Origin of the sequence: Riemerella anatipestifer ATCC 11845 = DSM 15868 (assembly GCF_000252855.1) — a bacterium.
Classification (GTDB): domain Bacteria; phylum Bacteroidota; class Bacteroidia; order Flavobacteriales; family Weeksellaceae; genus Riemerella; species Riemerella anatipestifera.
On record NC_017045.1, the window covers coordinates 1,423,769 to 1,441,943 of the forward strand.

18 protein-coding genes are annotated in these 18,175 nt (G+C 34.9%); 7 read left to right on the forward strand and 11 right to left on the reverse strand.

Annotation, left to right across the window (positions count from 1 at the left end):
* Nucleotides 1-24: 24 nt before the first annotated feature.
* The 3 genes from miaA to RA0C_RS06785 are packed head-to-tail and all read left to right on the forward strand — an operon-like array spanning nt 25 to nt 2,069.
* The gene (gene miaA / locus RA0C_RS06775) at nt 25-933 is read left to right on the forward strand and encodes a tRNA (adenosine(37)-N6)-dimethylallyltransferase MiaA (protein ID WP_004920572.1); all 909 of its coding nucleotides are present in this window, start codon (nt 25-27) and stop codon (nt 931-933) included.
* 1 nt (nt 934) lies between these two features.
* On the forward strand, nt 935-1,492 hold the full coding sequence (locus RA0C_RS06780) for a thioredoxin family protein (protein ID WP_004920573.1): 558 nt from the start codon (nt 935-937) through the stop codon (nt 1,490-1,492).
* A gap of 28 nt (nt 1,493-1,520) precedes the next feature.
* Nucleotides 1,521-2,069, forward strand: coding sequence for a hypothetical protein (locus tag RA0C_RS06785; protein ID WP_013447007.1), 549 nt, complete (start codon nt 1,521-1,523; stop codon nt 2,067-2,069).
* A 149-nt stretch (nt 2,070-2,218) separates the two neighbouring features.
* Here the strand turns inward: RA0C_RS06785 and rpmA are convergent, their stop codons facing one another.
* Nucleotides 2,219-2,476, reverse strand: a complete 258-nt coding sequence (gene rpmA, locus RA0C_RS06790) for a 50S ribosomal protein L27 (RefSeq protein ID WP_004920580.1) — start codon at nt 2,474-2,476, stop codon at nt 2,219-2,221.
* A gap of 34 nt (nt 2,477-2,510) precedes the next feature.
* The gene (gene rplU, locus RA0C_RS06795; RefSeq protein ID WP_013447008.1) at nt 2,511-3,137 is read right to left on the reverse strand and encodes a 50S ribosomal protein L21; all 627 of its coding nucleotides are present in this window, start codon (nt 3,135-3,137) and stop codon (nt 2,511-2,513) included.
* Nucleotides 3,138-3,347: 210 nt separating this feature from the next.
* Between rplU and RA0C_RS06800 the strand changes: the two genes are divergently transcribed.
* The gene (locus RA0C_RS06800; protein WP_004920587.1) at nt 3,348-4,028 is read left to right on the forward strand and encodes a hypothetical protein; all 681 of its coding nucleotides are present in this window, start codon (nt 3,348-3,350) and stop codon (nt 4,026-4,028) included.
* Nucleotides 4,029-4,117: 89 nt separating this feature from the next.
* On the opposite strand, the gene murB is transcribed toward RA0C_RS06800, so the two are convergent.
* From murB to RA0C_RS06835, 8 genes are all read right to left on the reverse strand, one after another.
* Entirely contained in the window at nt 4,118-5,137 is a 1,020-nt protein-coding gene (gene murB, locus RA0C_RS06805; protein WP_004920589.1) for a UDP-N-acetylmuramate dehydrogenase, read from the reverse strand.
* Between the two features lie 67 nt (nt 5,138-5,204).
* On the reverse strand, nt 5,205-5,843 hold the full coding sequence (locus tag RA0C_RS06810; RefSeq protein ID WP_004920592.1) for an MBL fold metallo-hydrolase: 639 nt from the start codon (nt 5,841-5,843) through the stop codon (nt 5,205-5,207).
* Between the two features lie 16 nt (nt 5,844-5,859).
* Nucleotides 5,860-6,969 (reverse strand): TolC family protein, encoded by a 1,110-nt coding sequence (locus tag RA0C_RS06815; RefSeq protein WP_014411307.1) that lies wholly within the window; start codon nt 6,967-6,969, stop codon nt 5,860-5,862.
* Nucleotides 6,970-6,989: 20 nt separating this feature from the next.
* Nucleotides 6,990-7,265 carry a hypothetical protein gene (locus RA0C_RS10570; protein WP_231919851.1) on the reverse strand — a complete coding sequence of 92 codons (276 nt, stop codon included), beginning with the start codon at nt 7,263-7,265 and terminating at the stop codon, nt 6,990-6,992.
* Entirely contained in the window at nt 7,246-8,550 is a 1,305-nt protein-coding gene (locus tag RA0C_RS06820) for an HlyD family secretion protein (protein ID WP_013447009.1), read from the reverse strand. The genes RA0C_RS10570 and RA0C_RS06820 overlap by 20 nt, the downstream gene beginning before the upstream one ends.
* A 10-nt stretch (nt 8,551-8,560) precedes the next feature.
* Nucleotides 8,561-10,213, reverse strand: a complete 1,653-nt coding sequence (locus RA0C_RS06825; protein WP_013447010.1) for an ATP-binding cassette domain-containing protein — start codon at nt 10,211-10,213, stop codon at nt 8,561-8,563.
* Nucleotides 10,214-10,467: 254 nt separating this feature from the next.
* Nucleotides 10,468-12,912, reverse strand: coding sequence for a bifunctional UDP-N-acetylmuramoyl-tripeptide:D-alanyl-D-alanine ligase/alanine racemase (locus tag RA0C_RS06830; protein ID WP_004920603.1), 2,445 nt, complete (start codon nt 12,910-12,912; stop codon nt 10,468-10,470).
* A 6-nt stretch (nt 12,913-12,918) separates the two neighbouring features.
* On the reverse strand, nt 12,919-13,506 hold the full coding sequence (locus tag RA0C_RS06835) for a thymidine kinase (protein ID WP_004920607.1): 588 nt from the start codon (nt 13,504-13,506) through the stop codon (nt 12,919-12,921).
* Between the two features lie 63 nt (nt 13,507-13,569).
* On the opposite strand from RA0C_RS06835, the gene RA0C_RS06840 reads away from it, so the two are divergent.
* From RA0C_RS06840 to fabG, 3 genes are read left to right on the forward strand one after another with little or no spacing between them, the layout of a single operon-like run.
* Complete coding sequence (locus RA0C_RS06840; protein WP_004920609.1) at nt 13,570-14,412, forward strand: hypothetical protein; 843 nt, start codon at nt 13,570-13,572, stop codon at nt 14,410-14,412.
* Nucleotides 14,413-14,416: 4 nt separating this feature from the next.
* A complete protein-coding gene (rsmI, locus tag RA0C_RS06845; protein WP_004920612.1) occupies nt 14,417-15,091 on the forward strand; it encodes a 16S rRNA (cytidine(1402)-2'-O)-methyltransferase in 675 nt (224 codons plus the stop codon).
* Nucleotides 15,092-15,139: 48 nt separating this feature from the next.
* Nucleotides 15,140-15,883, forward strand: a complete 744-nt coding sequence (gene fabG, locus RA0C_RS06850) for a 3-oxoacyl-[acyl-carrier-protein] reductase (RefSeq protein WP_004920615.1) — start codon at nt 15,140-15,142, stop codon at nt 15,881-15,883.
* Between the two features lie 208 nt (nt 15,884-16,091).
* On the opposite strand, the gene RA0C_RS06855 is transcribed toward fabG, so the two are convergent.
* On the reverse strand, nt 16,092-18,173 hold the full coding sequence (locus RA0C_RS06855) for an outer membrane beta-barrel protein (protein ID WP_004920618.1): 2,082 nt from the start codon (nt 18,171-18,173) through the stop codon (nt 16,092-16,094).
* Between the last annotated feature and the right edge of the window lie 2 nt (nt 18,174-18,175).

The window sequence follows — 18,175 nt, forward strand, 5'->3', positions numbered from 1 at the left end:
TAGTCAGAAAATACTTTTGTCATCTTGGCTAGAACACTTATATCTGTTGTAGGTCCTACGGGAATAGGTAAAACCGAATTGGCAATAAAAATAGCCCAGTTTTTCGGTACTGAGATTTTATCCTGCGACTCACGACAGTTTTTTAAGGAAATACCTATTGGTACAGCCGCTCCTTCTAAGGAGGAGTTGGCTATTGTGCCACATCATTTTATAGGGCATTTATCTATTACAGAAGATTATTCTATCGGTCGGTACGAAAAGGAAGCTTTGGCTTTATTAGATAAGTTGTTTCAGAAATATAAAGTCGTGGTAATGGTAGGCGGTAGTGGTATGTATGAGAAGGCGGTAGTGGAAGGTCTTAATGATTTGCCAGAAGCTAACGAAGATTATACTAAAGAACTTGAACAAATCTTTAATAAGGAAGGGATAGAAGCTTTACAGAAGCAGTTAGAAGCACAAGATGAGGTCTATTATCAGCAGGTGGATAAAGATAATCCTAGACGCTTGATAAGAGCTTTAGATATTATTAAACAAACAGGGAAACCTTATTCTGAAATTATAGCTGAAACTAAGCCTAAAAGAAACTTTAATACTATTAGGATTGTACTCACAGCACCCAGAGAAATTATCTATGAAAGAATCAACCAAAGGGTGGATAGAATGATGGAGAAAGGCTTGCTAGATGAGGTTAAAGGTTTACTTCAATATCAAGATAGAGTAGCTTTGAATACAGTGGGTTATACAGAGTTGTTTAATTACTTGAATGGTGATTGGGAGTTAGATTTTGCTGTTTCCGAGATTAAGAAAAACTCTAGACGCTATGCGAAACGCCAAATGACCTGGAACCGAAAACTTCCTCATCTGATAGAACTTCCGTACCAATATTCTAAGGAGGAATTAGTATCTTTGCTTAATAACTTAAATTTAAAATAAAATGGCTAGAACACCGTCTAATATGTTGGATTTAGGAACTAAAGCTCCTTTTTTTGAGCTTCCTAATCCTGCTAAAAATAACGAATTACAATCTTTAGATAACTTAAAAGGAGAGAAAGGAACATTGGTAGTTTTTATGTGTAACCACTGTCCGTTTGTGATTCATGTGATAGATAAATTAGCAGAACTCTATGAAGATTATAAGGCTAAAGGAATCGAGTTTATCGCAATTAATTCTAATGATATAGAGAACTATCCTGCGGATTCACCAGAGTTAATGATTGATTTTGCTGAAGAACACAGTGTTAATTTCCCTTATTTATTTGATGAGAGTCAAGCTATTGCTAAAGCCTACGATGCTGCGTGTACTCCAGATTTTTATTTCTTTGATGAAAAATTAGACTTAGTATATAGAGGTCAGATGGACGATTCTCGCCCAGGAAATCAGCACGAGGTAACGGGAGAGGATTTAATTATTGCTTTTGAAAACCTTTTAGCAGAACAACCACAAGAAGAACTACAAAAGCCTAGCTTAGGTTGTAATATTAAATGGAAATAAAAGATTAAGTCTAGAAAGTATCTGTAAAGTGAAAAATAGAAGCAGAGTAATTGCGTTGGGATTGTTATTTCTAGTTGCGGGAGGATTTATTGTTTATAAATTAAATAAAGACTTTTTGCTTTTATGGAATAGTAATTCAATGAAAGTAACTGCTGACAGTCCATTAACAAAAGATAAAGTGAAGATTGAATTTGGTAATGGTGTTAATTCAATTAATCGTACAACAGATGCTGAACTTTTCAGTAGGAGAGAGAAATATATCATTTTATATGACGGTAAGATTAAGGATAAAATGATGAATGAATATGGAGAGAATGATTTTTTGATTACCTATGATGATAAGTACTATTTCTCTTTCCGACAGTTTAAACTTAATAGAAGACACCAACACGACTATAAGTTCCATTTTTACCCTAAAGGCGATAAAATATACATTGCTGTTGATATAAAAGGGCAAGATGCAATGAAATTTAAGAGACCTATGATTGATATTAAATTAGTGGATAAATATATATGCAATACTCCAATTGATAGTGCTGGAGGTATTTATAATATGATTGAGCTAGAAAAAGAGTAGATATTAAGTGTTGGTTTCAAGATAAATTTTATTTTAATACTCATAACTACAAAAAAAACAAAATAAAAACTCCGCTTCAAAATTTTTGAAGCGGAGTTTTTTCATGTTTAACAATTAAACTTTACGTATGCAAAAAGTTATTTTTCTTATTAAGCGTTAGGCTCTACAGATACAAAAGATCTGTTGTTAGCTTTTTTCTTAAATACCACTGTACCATCTACTAATGCAAACAGAGTATGGTCTTTACCAATCCCTACATTTTCTCCAGGGTGGTGTTGTGTACCTCTCTGTCTTACAATAATATTTCCAGCGATAGCTTCTTGCCCTCCGAAAATCTTCACACCTAATCTTTTAGAGTGAGATTCTCTACCGTTTTTGGAACTACCAACTCCTTTCTTGTGTGCCATTTTGTTTTAAAGTTTTTTTAGGTTGAAAAAATACTTAGGCTTTTCCGCCTTTTAGTTGTCCTTTAAGAGCTTCTAACTCTTCAAACTTTCCATCAGCAGCTAGTTGTGCTTGTTGAGGCCAAGTTGTAGGATCCATAGCTGCATATACAGCACCGTTAGGATCTAAGATGGCTTCTAGCTCCTCTTTAGTTTTCTTTGCTAAATCAGCAAAAGAAGTAATACCTGCTCCTGCGAAAAGCTCCGCTACTTTAGGACCAATACCTTCAATTAGAGTAAGGTCATCTCCTTTTTTAGAAGATTTTTTTGCAGTAGCTTTGGTTTCTGTTTTTGCAGAAGATTTTTTAGCACCATCAAAACCTGTTATAGAAACAATTTTGATTTGAGTAAGAGATTGTCTATGCCCGTTTTTCTTAGCATAACCTTTTCTTCTTTTCTTTTTGAAAACGATAACTTTATCAGCTTTCAAATGCTCAATAATTTCCGCTTCTACAGCGATACCACTTACAGCTGGGGCGCCTACTGTTGTTGCTCCGTTTACGGTAAGAAGTACTTTATCAAAAGTTACTTTGTCTCCTTTCTCACCAGAAAGACGGTTTACAAACAATTTTTGGTCTTGCTCAACTTTGTATTGAAGCCCTGCTATCTCTACGATTGCAAACATTGTTATAAATATTTATTAGTTAGTTAAGGGTGCAAAATTAAGTATTTTTTTTGAATTATAGATGTTTAACTCAAAAAAAGTGAGAGTTAACTTTAAAATAGGTTTACAATGCAAATATTAAATCTACTGAATAAGATAAAAAACTGAGTGTGAGAAGATAATGATATTGCTAAATAATTATAAATTTGTGTCGGAGAAAATAAAAAAGTTATGTCTAAACTGGCGAAAATTTTAAAGGGTTTGTTGGCTTTGCTTGTTCTAAATTCGTGTGCGTCTATGATGCTGAATGACAAAAGTATTCAGCCGAGTGAAATTAGTAATCTAGGAAATTTTGAAACTATTTCAATGATTAGGTTGATTAAGAAAGGTAATCAATCTGAGCCGAGCGATTCGTTGTCAAACTTGTCTTCAAAAATTATGGATTCGATTATTTGGAGTTCAAGTAGTCCCAAAATTACAACTAAGTTTAATCTAACTGATGAAAAATTAAGGCAGAGAGTTGAGGATGATATTCTAAAAACCATGCTTCATATTAGAGATACTCGAAAGCTAGACCATATCAAGACGACCCCAGTTATGGATTCTATTGTGAAAGCACAAAATCAAAGATTTGCGTTATGTGTGGTTAATACAGGCTTTGATAGAAGGAAAGGTAATTATGGTAACCAAATTGCGAAAGGGGTAGGGATAGGTATTTTAACTATGGGAATGTACGCACCTGTTCCTATAAAAGCTAATACTGCCGTATATGCAATGATATTTGATGCGGAAAAAAGTACAGTTGTGTTCTATAATACGATACCTTTTGTTGAAAAATCGCCAACGGATAAAAAGAATTTGGGTCAACTATACAGCAAACTTTTTGAAGGTTTCTTTTATAAAAAAGAATAAAAAAGTATTTCTACTGTAAAAGTATTATTCTTATATAAAGAAAAGGTGTTTTTAGAATTTTCTAAAACACCTTTTTGCTTTTTATGATATTAGATAATATTAACCTCTCGTTCTAGAGTAATCCCAAAGGTATTTTTTACGGAAGAGATGATTTCAGATGAAAAACGATAGATTTCTTCGCCTGTGGCATTTCCTGTAGCATTGATGATGACTAGTGCTTGTAAATAATGTGTCGCTACATTGCCTATTTGTTTACCTTTCCAGCCTATTTGTTCTATCAGCCAACCTGCAGGAACCTTGGTATGGCTGCCTTGTGGATAACCAGGGAGGTTAGGGAATTGTTTTTGTAAGTTCTGATAATCCTCTGTGCTGACACTCGGGTTTTTGAAAAAACTACCTGCATTACCTAGCTCTTTAGGGTTAGGAAGTTTAGATGTTCTGATGTTTATGACCGCTTGTGCCACCTCTTGTATGCTAGGCTGGGTAACATTTAGACTAGAAAGTTCTTGTTGTATAGCACCGTAGTCGGTTCTAATGGAGTGGTTTCTTTTTGTTAGTCTAAAGCTGACTTCTAGTATAACATACTTGCCCTTGCCTTCTCGCTTAAAAAAGGAATCTCTATATCCAAAATTGCATTTCTCCTTATTAAAGGTTTCTACTTCTAGTGTTTCTAGGTTGAGGACTTGGCAAGACTCAAAGTGGTCTTTAATTTCTACGCCGTATGCTCCTATATTTTGGATAGGGCAAGTACCTACATTACCTGGTATTAGAGAGAGGTTCTCCAGTCCACCATAGTTTTTCTCCAAGCTGTATTGTACAAACTGATGCCAATTTTCTCCTGCTTGTGCCGTGAGTAATACTTCATCATCGTTTAGGTGTTGTTCTTTGATGCCTTTTAGGTTGAGTAAGATGGTAAGCCCATTAAAATCTTTTGTTAATAAGATATTGCTCCCACCACCTAGAAATAATATAGGTAAGCCTTTAATCTCGTCTAGTTTTAGGACAGCGGTTAGCTCCTCTAAACTACCGACTTCTGCAAAGTATTTAGAAAATGCTTCTACCCCAAAGGTATTATGGTTTTTAAGAGAATAATTGGTCTTAAGTTGCATAATTAAAAGTTTACAATCCTTCCACAAAGATATTAAAACTACATTAAACCATCTGTTTGTAGTAAACTTACTTTAAAAACGGATTGTATTGTTGTTCAAAACCGATATTGGTACTCGCTCCGTGTCCACTGTAAACTTGGGTATTTGGTGGTAAGGTGAGTAGTTTAGTTTTGATGCTTTCAATGAGTTGTTCGTAATTGCCTTTATATAAGTCGGTTCTGCCAATGCTACCTTGGAAAAGTACATCGCCAGAAATTACCCAATTTTGCTCCTTGTGGTAGAAGCTAATGCTCCCAGGTGAATGCCCAGGAGTGTGTAATAGATGTAGAGTATCAGCTCCTAGGTGGAGTGTTTCGCCTTCGTCTATAAAGGTGATTTGTCCTACAAAGGGTAGCATATTAAATCCATACTGCCTTGCGGTAAGGGGAGCCCTGTCTAGAAGTTCTTGATCTAACTGGTGCATTAGCACAGGTACTTGGTAGGTGTCAAAAGCCCACTGCAATCCTACGATATGGTCTATATGAGCGTGGGTTAGTAGAATGTTTTTAACCGTTAAGTTCTGTGAGGTTATAAACTCGGATAACGCTAAAGTTTCGTTTGCGGTAAAATTACCTGGGTCTATAATGAAGGCTTGTCTATCCTCGTTATAAACTATATAGGTGTTTTCTGAAAAGGGATTGAAGGTAAATGTTTTGATACTAAGCATAATGAAGATTGTTTTTTTAGGGCTGGGTATTCATATTCATTTGGAATAGTTTAACCCCGTTATAGGATTTTATAATTTTGTTTTCGGTGTTGTAAATTTTCTTTTGGATATCCAAAAGTTTAGACTCTCTAGAGTTGAGTATAAATAATGAACTTTCTCCGTTTTTAAATTTAATCTCTTCTCCTTTTACCAGTTTGTTGTAATTATCGTAATACTCTTTGTAGAGTTCTAGCTGTTTGGTGTAGCCTTCAAAATCATTTTTATAAACTTCTAACTTGGTAAAGAGTTCTTGTTTTTTCATTTTTAAATCCTCTTCGTTTTGGAGTTTTTTTAGTTTAATGATTTCGTAGTCCGCCCGAGCTTCTCTCATAAAAATAGGAACTTCCAGTTTGAGACCGTATTGGAAATTATTAAATAGAGGGAATACCTCAATAGGTTTGCTAGGTTTACTAAAGAGATTATAACTGAAGTCTATCTTCGGGAGGAAGCTCTGCCACTTTAATTTTTTCTCTACATTTAGAAACTCATCTTTGTGTAGATAGTATCTTAGGGCTCTATGTTGCGAACTAAAGTTTTCTTCTATATAATTTTTCAGCATAGGGTAATCTGCTACTTTTTCTGAACTAAATACCTCTAGCGGATATACAGACGGCGGTAATGTTACCGACTGGTTATCTTTCCAGAGAAAAAGCTCAAGCTGTTCCATAGTGTTTTTATAATCCAATGATGCCTGCTGATAACCCAGTAGAAATTCTTGATACAGAGTTTCGGCTTCGGTTACGCCTATGGATGCCATTTCGCCGTAGTCATAAGACTTTTTTATCATTTCTAACCTTTCCTCGCTTATATTGAGCCTTTCTTTATAAACGGTAATGATTTGATATTGCTTTACCCACTCCCAATACATATTTTCGGCATCTACCAAAATCTCGTTGATGAGGGTGGTTTGTTCGGCTTCTGTCATTTTATACAAGGCTTCGGCTTGGTGCAAAACGGCTCTTCTTTTATCGTAAATTAGCCCTTTGCCTAAAGGGATATTAACGCCTACATTGTATAGCTCGCCAGAGGTTGTGCTGTTGTCTAGTTTTTTTCCAGAGATATTGCTCACGCCACCTATTACATTCATTCCGTACCATAGTGGGATATCTACTTCAAGCCCTTTTTTATCATAATAGATGGTATTATCAATGTTTTTTGTCCCAAAGCTCCTGATAATATAGGGTCGAAATTTCCTTTGGATTTTAGGATTTCGTTTTTGGCTATTTCTTTGCCATAGCGGTATTTTTTGATAACAGGGTGATGCGTAGATACGGCGGAGAGATATTCGCCTAATGAAAACGAAAGGCTATCTCCTTGTGCAGACAAGCAATAGGAGAAAACCCAAAAAACAAGATATAGTGTTTTATTTTTTATTTTTTTCATCTTTTTGTTTGTTTGCGATGTAGTAATCAGGAGGGAAGCCGTTGATGTTACGCCATATCTCGTACCAGATAGGGACATCGTTTAGAAGAATAATACCCTTTGAGCCTGCTCCCATTTTGATGTTTGGTGGCCACTTTTTATCACCACTTTCTACTACTACTACTTTGAACATTCCGTTTTGAGAAATGTTGTTTTCTACAGCGATTATTTTACCAGGGAAAGTCCCATAGCTTGAGTTGGGCCACCCAGAGAATACAATGGCAGGGAAGCCATCAAAGGTACAGCGTATCTTTTGCCCTTCCTGTAATAGTGGCAAATCTACTGGAGATACATAAAATTCTACGGCATATTTTACCGATTTTGGAACAATAATACCTATGTTTTCGCCTTCTTTTATAATCTCACCAATCCCTGTTTTGCTGAGCTGGGTAATTTGTCCGTCTTGAGTAGCAATAATGTAGTACTGCCCCTGTCTTACTTTATAGTTGGTAACTTGGGTTTGTAGTTTGGCTATTTCGCCATCACTTCCTGCTACCTGTCCCATACTTTGGAAACGCTCGCCTTCTAGCTTGCTTATTTTTTCGTTATAGTCTTGTATAGTCGCATTTTGTTCTACTTGTAGAGAAAGGATTTCTTGCTGAGCTTCGGCAAGTTTGTTTTCTATACTATTTTTCTTTGCTAGGGCATTTTGGTAAGATACATTTCTCCTTTGGAAATCTGTTAAAGAGACAAGCCCTTGTTTGTACATTTCTTCTTGTCTTCTGTACTGGTCTTCCGCCATTCTAAACTCATTGTTGGCAGCTTGAAGTTCAGCATTAGTTGCATTGATTTTAAAGTTGAGTTGTTGCAGTTTTATTCTGATTTGGTTCAGTTTGAGTTCTCTAGCAGCGTTCAAAGCATCTAGCTGTCCTCCAATGGTTTTTATTTTTGCAGAGTAGTAATCTCTTACATTGTCTTTCGCATTGATTTGGTCTTCTGCTCTTTGCACCAATAGAGGATCCATATAGTCCTCCTTTATTTCGGAAATTCTAAGAAGAGTGTCACCTTTTTTTACTTGGTCACCGTTTTTTACATACCAGTGTATGATTTTCCCAGGTATTGGAGATTGTATGCTTTGGGGTCTCTGCTCTTGGTAAAGCCCACTTACATAGCCATTGGTATGGATGTTCTGTGTCCATGGAAGTAATAGTAATAAAAGCAGAATGCCAAGTCCAATAAAAAACCATTTTTTGATGTTGGTTTTTTGGTGTATTCGGTAGATTTTATTGTGAGATTTGTAGTTCATCTTTGCGTTTTTATTTTATGACTTCTAGTTTCCCTTTATTCATAGATAAATGATGTTGGCTTGCTTTAATCAAATCTTTATCTTGAGAGATGATAATATAGGTTCTGTATTGAGATGTTTTTTGGATATATTTTATCAGCTTAGGTTTAATGCTTTCGCCTAAGCCTTCTAATGGTTCTTTTAGAAGGATTAATTTTTTATTTCCAATTAAGGCTCTCAGAAGCATAATGATTTTTTTTGTACTGTAAGGGAGCTGATAATTAACATCATTAATTACACTAAGTAAGTCGTTTGAGAAGTAATGGCTGTCTATACCTATTTCTTTTGCCAATGCAACCACATCATCTAGTTTTATATTTTCATTGCCTACGGATATGTTTTCAAAAATAGTTCCTTTAAAAATACCTCGCTCGTCTATCATTAGCCCCAGCTTACTTCGGTAGATATTCATATCGATGTTTTCTATCCCCACACCATTGATGAAAATATTTCCTTGAGTAGGAGTATAAAAACCAGCTATTAAGTTAAGGAGTAAGCTCTTACCAGAAGCGGTGTCTCCAGAAATTACGGTAATGCCATTAGCTGTAACATCAAAGTTTATATTTTCTAGTTTATTGGTTTTGCCATCAAAGGAATAGTTGACTCTATTGAAACTAATATTGACTCCAGTATTACTATTGTGATAGATATCGTGTTTGCCATTGTTTTCCGTCTTTAATTCGGTGATTTTATCTAGCTTTGCTAGGGCGGTAATGGTGTCATAATAACTTTCTAAACTTTTTATTAGTTTTTCTACTGCGCTTAATAGTAGCAAAATAACAATTTCTACTGCCATAAATGCACCAATGTTCAGTTTTTGATTGATGAGTAAATATACGCCAATAGACAACATTACTAGTGTAATGATAACCTTGAAAAATATAACTAATTTGTACTGGAATTTTAGAACATGAAAATGCTGTGTACGGTAGTCTAAATACGGCAACATCCTTTTATCGGTTTCTTCTAAATGAATATTTGAGTTAGAACTTACTTTAAATATTTTAATCGCTGATGATAAATCCTCTAACCAAGCTGCTAGATGATATTTGCTATCGCTTTCTTTGAGGCTGGTTTCTATACCTTGTTTCATTGTAAGTTTAAATAAAACAACAATGCCTATGATGAGAAAAATACCAAAGACCAAAAACCAAACATGATAGAGAGATAGTAATATAACTCCAAAAATAATTTGTATAATAGATGTAGGAATGCTCAATAGCATTTTGGAGAATGATTTTTGTAAATTCTGTGTATCAAAAAAACGATTGATAAGTTCAGGAAGATGATAATTGTTCACCGAATAGAGGTCTATATCGGGTAATCTTTTAGCGATTTTGAAAGTATAATCAACAAATATCTTTTGTTGGATTTTCTCTATAATCATCATTACCTTTATTTGGAAATAGCCAGTCAGCCAGGTACCTAGTACTACAAATGCAATCAATAGATAGATGGAGGTAACCATAGTGGCTCCAAAGGCATAACTAATGATGGCTTGTATACCTAGAGGAATACTCAAATATACCAGTCCGCTAAGGATACCATATAAATAAATATTGATGATATCCTTTCGCTCTAGTTTTATTAGGTTGAGTAATAGTTCGTTTAGTTTTTTATTCATAGAGTAGTTTATTTATTTTTAATAAAAATTAAAAAATCATTCATAAAAAAACATCCTAAACCAATGAGGTTATAATTTGGATGTTTTTATAACATTTTCCATATGTATGGAAGAGCTATTCAATCGGCTAAAATATGCCTTAGTAACTAAATTACCAAACAAAATGAAATGCGTAAGATTTTGTATTTGGTTAATAGCATACATCAATCGTGTAGCAAGAAGTATTCCGATTTATCTATAACTTTGTTAAAATTTTAATCTTTAATATAAACTCTTTTCACTCGTCTAGAAATAGAGGTGAGTACTTCGTAAGGTATCGTTTGTGAATACATTGCGAAGTCTTCTAGAGAAGGCTTTTCGTGGAATATGGTTACCTCGTCGCCTTCTTTGGTAGGGAGGTCAGAAATATCCACCATCATCATATCCATACAAACACTACCTACAATAGGGCATAAAGTATTTTTAATACCAACATAGCCTACGCCATTACTTAACAGGCGAGGGACACCGTCTGCATATCCCACGGGTATGGTAGCTATCCTTGTGCTTTTAGAGGCTTTGTAGCGTCTGCCGTAGCTTACACTATCATTGGGTTGGATTTCCGAAATTTGAGAAATAACAGATTTGAATGCCACTACAGGATTTAATAAAGGCTGAATTTCGGGTGAGGCGGAAATTCCCATCATGCCGATGCCAATTCTTACCATATCCATTTGATAATAGGTGTAATTGGTAATTCCTGCCGAATTGAGGATATGCCTTAGTGGTTTATAGTTTAGGTCTTTGATGATGTTTTGTGAAAGTTTATCAAATTTTTGGCATTGTGCCAAGGTATAGTCTTTTTCTTGAGGAATGTCAGAACTAGAAAGATGGCTGAAAATACTTTCTACCTTTACACTCATTTGATTTAAGTAGTCTTTTAATTGGTCTATCTCATCTTCTTTAAAACCAAGACGATGCATGCCTGTTTCTAGTTTGATGTGAATGGGATACCTTCCCTCGTAACCGTTTTGTTTTAGTTGTTTGTGGAATAGTTCTAAAACTCTGAAACTATAGATGTTAGGCTCTAGATTATATTCTATAATGGTATTATAGCTGTGCTGCTCTGGGTTCATTACCACGATGGGAACTGTAATTCCGTTTTTACGAAGTTCTACACCTTCGTCTGCAACAGCAACGCCTAAATAATCTATATGGTGATGTTGTAGAAACTCTGCTATTTCGTAACCACCTAGTCCATAAGAGTAAGCTTTAACCATTGCCATGATTTTAGTTTCGGGTTTTAGCAATGATTTGTGAACATTGATGTTGTGGAGTAGATTGTTTAGATTAACCTCTAGTACCGTATCGTGCTTTTGTAGTTCTAGGTAAGTTTTTACTTGCTCTATTTCAAACTTTCTTGCTCCTTTGAGGAGGATAAGCTCATTTTCTAAATCTTTAAATTCTTGATTACTAAATAAATCATTGGTAGTATTGAAACTAAAGCTTTCAGTATTTAAAAGGTGTTGATATTGGCTGATTTCCTCTCCAATTAAAAAAACTTTATTAAAATTTTGCTCATTGATAAGACTTGCGACTTCTTGGTATAGATTGTCTGCGTCCGATTTTTCTGTAAAATCAGTAATGATTAAAGACTTTTTAGGTTTTTGGTAACTTTTAATAAATTCAAAAGCGATTTTGAGAGAGTCTAAATCTAGATTAAAAGAATCGTTGATGATGAGGTTGTTTTTAATGCCATTAACGCTTTCTAGCCTCATTTCCACCGCTTTCAGATTGTTAATTTTTTCTATCATTTTCTCTGTAGAAAATTCCAACAGATGCATCACGGCTATGATGGCTAACACGTTGGATAAAGTAGCCTCGTCTCTTTGCTGAGCTGGGAAAGAGAAAGATTTATCAAAGCATTGAACAGTAATGGGTTGTTGCCGGTCTTTCCAATTCGAAGAAATGTGAATATTGTTATCCTTATTAAATCCGTATGATATTAAATTTTTACTTGAATATAGTGTGTTTATTTTATTACTAACTAGAATGTTGTCTCCATTAAATATGATGCTTTCAGAATCTTTAAAAAGGCTTATTTTCTCATCTACAAGATGCTTTTCAGATTTAAAATTAGAAATATGAGCTGAGCCAATGTGAGTTAAAACGCCTATTTTTGGTGAGAAAATTGTTTCTAAAGTTGTCATCTCATTGGGTTCGGAAATACCCACTTCAAAAATACCTACTTTATGTTCGGGTTTTATATTTAGGAGAGATAAAGGTAGACCAATTTGAGAGTTAAAACTCTTTGGGCTTTTAACGCATCTAATGTCTTCGGATAAGCATTGATAGAGCCATTCTTTAACGATGGTTTTTCCGTTGCTGCCTGTAATTCCGATGGTTTGTATGTTGTGAGATTTAAGATGTAGATGGGCTAATTTTTGTAAAAATTTTACGGTGTCATCTACAATGAGCCACGAGAGATGTTCGTTATCCAAAGTTTTATGTTCCGAAACAATGAGTTCTATACCCTTTTCTACCGCAGAAGCAATATACTTTTCGCCGTTATTTTTTTTAGTTTTAATGGCTACGAATCCTGTGTTTTTGGGAGAATAGATAATGCGGCTATCAAAGGCAAAATGTTTAATAATTTTGTCGCCAGCACCAATCAGTTTTGCTCCTGTGATTTCGGCAATTTGCCTTGCGGTGTAGTTCATAGGCTGTTAGGATTTCTTATTTAAAAACTCATCTACAAAAACGCGTCTACTTACAGCCTCGTAGCTTTCGGTTTCACCTAGTTCTACTAAATCTTGGCTAGTGGACGTTCTCATAGAGTAATTAGCAAGGTTGCCTGTTCTTTTACAGATGGCGTGTACTTTAGTAACATATTCTGCTGTTGCCATAAGGTAAGGCATAGGTCCAAAAGGTCTGCCTTTAAAATCCATATCAAGCCCCGCAATTACTACCCTAACTCCGTTGTTTGCTAGTTGGTTGGCTACTTCCACGATGCCTTGGTCAAAAAACTGAGCTTCATCTATGCCTACCACATCACAATTAGAACCTAGTAATAAGATTTCGTTAGGCGTATCCACCGCTGTACTTCTTATTTTATTTCTGTTGTGAGAAACCACATCTTCCTCGGAGTAGCGAGTGTCAAGTTTAGGTTTAAAAATCTCTACATTAAGCCCTGCCATTTCTGCCCTGCGAAGCCTACGAATGAGTTCCTCAGTCTTTCCAGAGAACATAGAACCGCAGATGACCTCCATCCATCCACTTTGTTTTGCGTGATTGATTGTATTTTCTAAAAACATTTGTTATTTTAGCCGTAAAAATAAAGCACCCCAAAATTAAGGATTTTTTAATAACGAAACATTATGGTAAACTTCAATTATACGGAAGAAAAAGTGTGGGAAGAATGTAAAACCTTGTTAGATAATCTATCAGCGATAAATAATTCCGAAGATTTTTTAGAAAAAGAAAACTTAGTATCTTCTCTCTATGAGAATCTTATTTTTCTTAAAAAACTTAAAGATTATGAGGTAGAATTAAGTTTAAATGAGGTTGGTAAAATTGATGTTAATCAGGAAGAAAAAACTGTTTTTGAAGAGTTATCTGTTGTGGTAGATGAAACTAATCATCATACAGAAGTAGAGGAGCTACACGAAGTAGAGTTAGAAATAGAAACGCCAGCCTCTACTGAAATCGTAGAAGAATTAAAGTTTGAATTTGCGAATGCCAAGGAAGAAGAGTTTGAGGTACTGGAGCTAGAGGAGTCGGTGGCAAATAACGAACCACAAAGTGTAGAAGAACAGCAAGAGGAAAATCAAGAAACAGAAGAGGAAATATCCGAAGAGCAAGATAAAAAAATAAAGTTAGCACATATTAAGGGGCTTTCGGTGCAGTCTCTATTTGATGAAGAAACTATTACAGAACCCAAACAAGAAGCTGTGGTTTCAGAAGAAGTAACGCCTTTGTCAACACCAAGCAAACCTAGACAAGATTTTAAACTTGATTTTAACGACCGATTAGCTTTCCTAAAGGTGTTGTTTGATAATAGCCAAGTAGATATGAATGAAGTTATCAAAAAGTTGAATTCTTTTGATAATATAGAACAAGCTAGAGAATATCTGAGTGATGTTTACTACGAAAGAAATTGGGGTAAGGTAGATGAGTATGCTCAGAGATTGTGGGCATTGGTAGAGAATAAATTCTTGTAGTATTATGTCAGGTAATTTATATTTTGTTCCTACGCCTGTTGGGAATTTGGAGGATATGACTTTTAGGGCAATTAAAACACTCAAAGAGGTAGACTATATTCTCTGTGAAGATACCCGAACTTCGGGAGTGTTGCTGAAACATTACGAGATAGCCAAACCACTAAAATCCTACCATTTACACAACGAGCATCAGGCGACGGATAAAGTTGTGCAAGACTTACAAAACGGCGTGAATATAGCTTTGATAACGGATGCGGGAACGCCAGGTATATCAGACCCGGGCTATCTTTTAGCAAAAGCTTGTGCCGACAACAATATAGAAATGATTTGTCTGCCTGGAGCAACGGCATTTGTACCAGCTTTGGTAGTGTCTGGTTTACCCAATAATGAGTTTGTATTCGCCGGTTTTCTTCCACCCAAGAAGGGTAGACAAACTAAACTCAAACAATTAGCAGAGGAAAAAAGAACAGTAGTATTGTACGAAAGTCCACATAAAATTAACACCACATTAGAACAAATTAAAACTTTTTTTGGAGAACATACTAGGGTGAGCCTCAGTAGAGAAATTTCCAAGAAATTCGAGGAAACTAAAAGAGGTAGTATAGATGAACTAATTGCATTTTCTCAATCTAAAACTTTAAAGGGGGAAATCGTTTTAGTTATCAATAATAGTATTTAGAAAAATATCATTACATTTGACTAGAGAACAAAAAATAAAATTAGATATATGAGATTATTAGAAGGAAAAGTAGCCCTCATTACAGGAGCTACCAGAGGTATAGGAAAAGGTATTGCCGAGATTTTCGCAGCGCAAGGAGCACAGGTGGCATTCACTTATGCAGGGTCTGTGGATAAGGCACAAGCTCTAGAGGCAGAACTTAATAAGACAACCAAAGCTAAGGCTTATCAAAGCGATGCTTCGGATTATGAAGGCTCTCAAAAGCTCGTAGAAGAAGTTTTAGCAGAGTTTGGTAAAATAGATATTTTGGTTAATAATGCAGGGATTACCAAAGACAACCTAATGTTGCGTATGTCTAAAGAAGATTGGGATACTATTATAAAGGTTAATTTAGACTCGGTGTTTAACCTAACCAAAGCTGTTATCAAACCAATGATGAAAGCAAGAGGTGGTTCTATCATCAATATGACTTCCGTGGTGGGTATCAAAGGAAATGCAGGTCAGGCGAATTATGCAGCCTCTAAAGCTGGGGTAATCGGATTTACTAAATCTATTGCGTTAGAATTAGGCTCCAGAAATATCCGTTGCAACGCCATCGCTCCAGGTTTTATAGAAACCGAAATGACGGCGGCACTAGACGAAAAAACAGTACAAGGTTGGAGAGAAACCATTCCGTTAAAAAGAGGAGGTCAGCCAGAAGATGTAGCTAATGCTTGTGTGTTTTTAGGTAGCGAGTTATCTAGCTATGTTACAGGGCAGGTGCTTAATGTAGATGGTGGAATGCTTACCTAGAAAGTTTTTTGTAGATATAATAAATTTTTGGGCGTGCCCCTCTCCTTGGCTTTATCCTAGGCTAGGGTCGGTCTTCGGGCAGTCGCTATTTTACGATAAAGGTTCGGAGCAAAGCTCCGAACCTTTATCGTAAAATGAGCTCCCACAATGCCCTTCGCCCTCACGCAAAACAATCTCCATTATAATTTTTATGAATATAAAAGTATCTTTATTTCAATCTATCTATTGTATTATCCGTAGTTTCTTCAATATTTCCCCTCTTATATGATTTACCTGTAATATTCCACTTTAATATGATTCCAAATGCTCTCATATCTCCATAGCTTTTATTGCCGTAAAAATAGTTAGGAACAGTCGTTTCGTGCCATACTCTATCTGTTTTAAAAATATCGTAAGCAAAAAACATCATATTTAAATTGGAGTTTATTTTTTTAGACAATGTTAAATCCAACCTTTGTCTAGTGTAATGCTTTAGTAAACCATCTTTGTTGGTAGGTGTAAGTTCATAATTTATATTTAATTTCAATGTTTTTGAAAGTGTAATCACATTATTGGTTGATAATATCAAGGATGCTGATGATTTTGATATCATTTTTTCATATTCTGTATCATTCAACTTTACATATTGTAGCGTTGCAGATACTTTGGTTGTCCATTTTCTATTAAAAAATGAATTATTGTACTCTGTTCCTAATTGCCCTACATATACATTTTCAAAATTTTTGTAAGTGGAATTGATTCTATTATTTTCCAAGTCATAGAAAGAGCTTGTAAAGTCTTTGAAATATCCTGCTAAAGCAAAATATGCCCACTTATTTTTCAAAGTCTGGTAGCTTAATGTAAAGAATTTAGTTGGTACTATTTCAGAATCCCCCGATGTATAAGTAACATCTGTACTTACCCTTTGGAAAGGATTCAAGTAGTTATAATTTGGTCTGAAAATTTGCTTTCTAAATGTTAGATTATTATCCCAACTACCTGATGACCAATTATAACTAATATCATAGAGTAAATTAGTATAATCATTTTTGTTATGATACGATTTTGTGCCCTCAGTAAAAGTATAATCAATATAGGAGGTTTCTGAACGCAGCCCCAAACGCAACGACTTTCCCTTAGACAAGGAAAAAGAGTGGTTAATATACGATGCTAAAACTTTTTCATTATAATTAAATGGTGCATCTAAGACAAATGATTGATAGACATTTTGATTTTTGTTCTCTACATTAATATTGTGAAATTTAATTCCAACACTTGTCTTTCCAAGTTTATTTTTATTAGTATAATCCGTAAAAGCAATGATAATAGGGGTTATTGTATTTGTCTTTTGATAGTCTGTTTGTAAAGAGTTAAATGTTCCTAAAATTTCAGAATTTCCCTTGTTAAATACTTGATGGCTCCCTACTTTTAAGGTATTATCATCATTAAATTCGTGCTTGAAAGTCTGTGATAATTGTAAAAATTTACCACCTGCTTCTACCTCTATTCCCCTGTTAAAAGTCTCATTTTGTGTTAATCCTACTTTACTAGAATTAGAAATTGCATAAGTTCCCGTAAAATCTATCACACTTTTTTCTCCTAAATCTAACGTTCCATTGATAAAGAATTTATGACTTCTCGCAATATTTTTATCCCTATAATTAACTGATAATAAAGGTGTATCTGCAATAATTTGCTGTACTTCTGACTGCGTATGTGTAGGAGTATATCCAAAATTATAACTTGTATAAAGCCTAAATTTTGATTTACTCACTCCATAATTAACCCCTGTAGAATTGTAAAATTTGGTTCTTATACCATTAGTTGTATTAGCCCCTATTTGATAGCTGCCTTCTCTTTGATTAAGTGTGATATTAACAACCGCATATACCTCTGAACCATACGAAGAGTCTGGCGTAGTATCAATAGTTATTTTTTTGATATTTTTGGGGTCTAAGGTCTTAAGATAACTTTCCAAATCTGCGCTATCCATTTGTAGTTGAATACCATTTACTTCTACTATGGCTACTTTTCCCTGAACTTTTATAGGAGCTCCTTCGGAAATACTCAACAATGGAATTTGCTTCATTCCTTCCCAAACACTTGGAGTGTCCTGAAAATCTTTACCTACTACAGAAACTTCATATTTGCCCTCTTTTTTTACAATCTTGGGACTTCTTGAAGATTGTATCACAACTTCTTCAATAGTTTTTTCCTTTTTATTTGTTACTTTAGAGTCTTCTTTATTGGATTGCCCATAAGTGAAAATACCCGTAAGTATAGAGATGGCAAATATGATGTTCTTATTCATGG

Bases quoted from the DNA above. Each gene is read 5' to 3' on its own strand.
- RA0C_RS06840 (WP_004920609.1), top strand. From the start codon at position 13,570: ATGGTAAACTTCAATTATACGGAAGAAAAAGTGTGGGAAGAATGTAAA.
- RA0C_RS06835 (WP_004920607.1), bottom strand. From the start codon at position 13,506: ATGTTTTTAGAAAATACAATCAATCACGCAAAACAAAGTGGATGGATG.
- rpmA (WP_004920580.1), bottom strand. From the start codon at position 2,476: ATGGCACACAAGAAAGGAGTTGGTAGTTCCAAAAACGGTAGAGAATCT.
- fabG (WP_004920615.1), top strand. From the start codon at position 15,140: ATGAGATTATTAGAAGGAAAAGTAGCCCTCATTACAGGAGCTACCAGA.
- RA0C_RS06780 (WP_004920573.1), top strand. From the start codon at position 935: ATGGCTAGAACACCGTCTAATATGTTGGATTTAGGAACTAAAGCTCCT.
- RA0C_RS06820 (WP_013447009.1), bottom strand. From the start codon at position 8,550: ATGAACTACAAATCTCACAATAAAATCTACCGAATACACCAAAAAACC.
- RA0C_RS06825 (WP_013447010.1), bottom strand. From the start codon at position 10,213: ATGAATAAAAAACTAAACGAACTATTACTCAACCTAATAAAACTAGAG.
- murB (WP_004920589.1), bottom strand. From the start codon at position 5,137: ATGCAACTTAAGACCAATTATTCTCTTAAAAACCATAATACCTTTGGG.
- RA0C_RS06800 (WP_004920587.1), top strand. From the start codon at position 3,348: ATGTCTAAACTGGCGAAAATTTTAAAGGGTTTGTTGGCTTTGCTTGTT.
- RA0C_RS10570 (WP_231919851.1), bottom strand. From the start codon at position 7,265: ATGAAAAAAATAAAAAATAAAACACTATATCTTGTTTTTTGGGTTTTC.
- rplU (WP_013447008.1), bottom strand. From the start codon at position 3,137: ATGTTTGCAATCGTAGAGATAGCAGGGCTTCAATACAAAGTTGAGCAA.
- RA0C_RS06815 (WP_014411307.1), bottom strand. From the start codon at position 6,969: ATGAATGTAATAGGTGGCGTGAGCAATATCTCTGGAAAAAAACTAGAC.
- RA0C_RS06830 (WP_004920603.1), bottom strand. From the start codon at position 12,912: ATGAACTACACCGCAAGGCAAATTGCCGAAATCACAGGAGCAAAACTG.
- rsmI (WP_004920612.1), top strand. From the start codon at position 14,417: ATGTCAGGTAATTTATATTTTGTTCCTACGCCTGTTGGGAATTTGGAG.
- RA0C_RS06810 (WP_004920592.1), bottom strand. From the start codon at position 5,843: ATGCTTAGTATCAAAACATTTACCTTCAATCCCTTTTCAGAAAACACC.
- RA0C_RS06855 (WP_004920618.1), bottom strand. From the start codon at position 18,173: ATGAATAAGAACATCATATTTGCCATCTCTATACTTACGGGTATTTTC.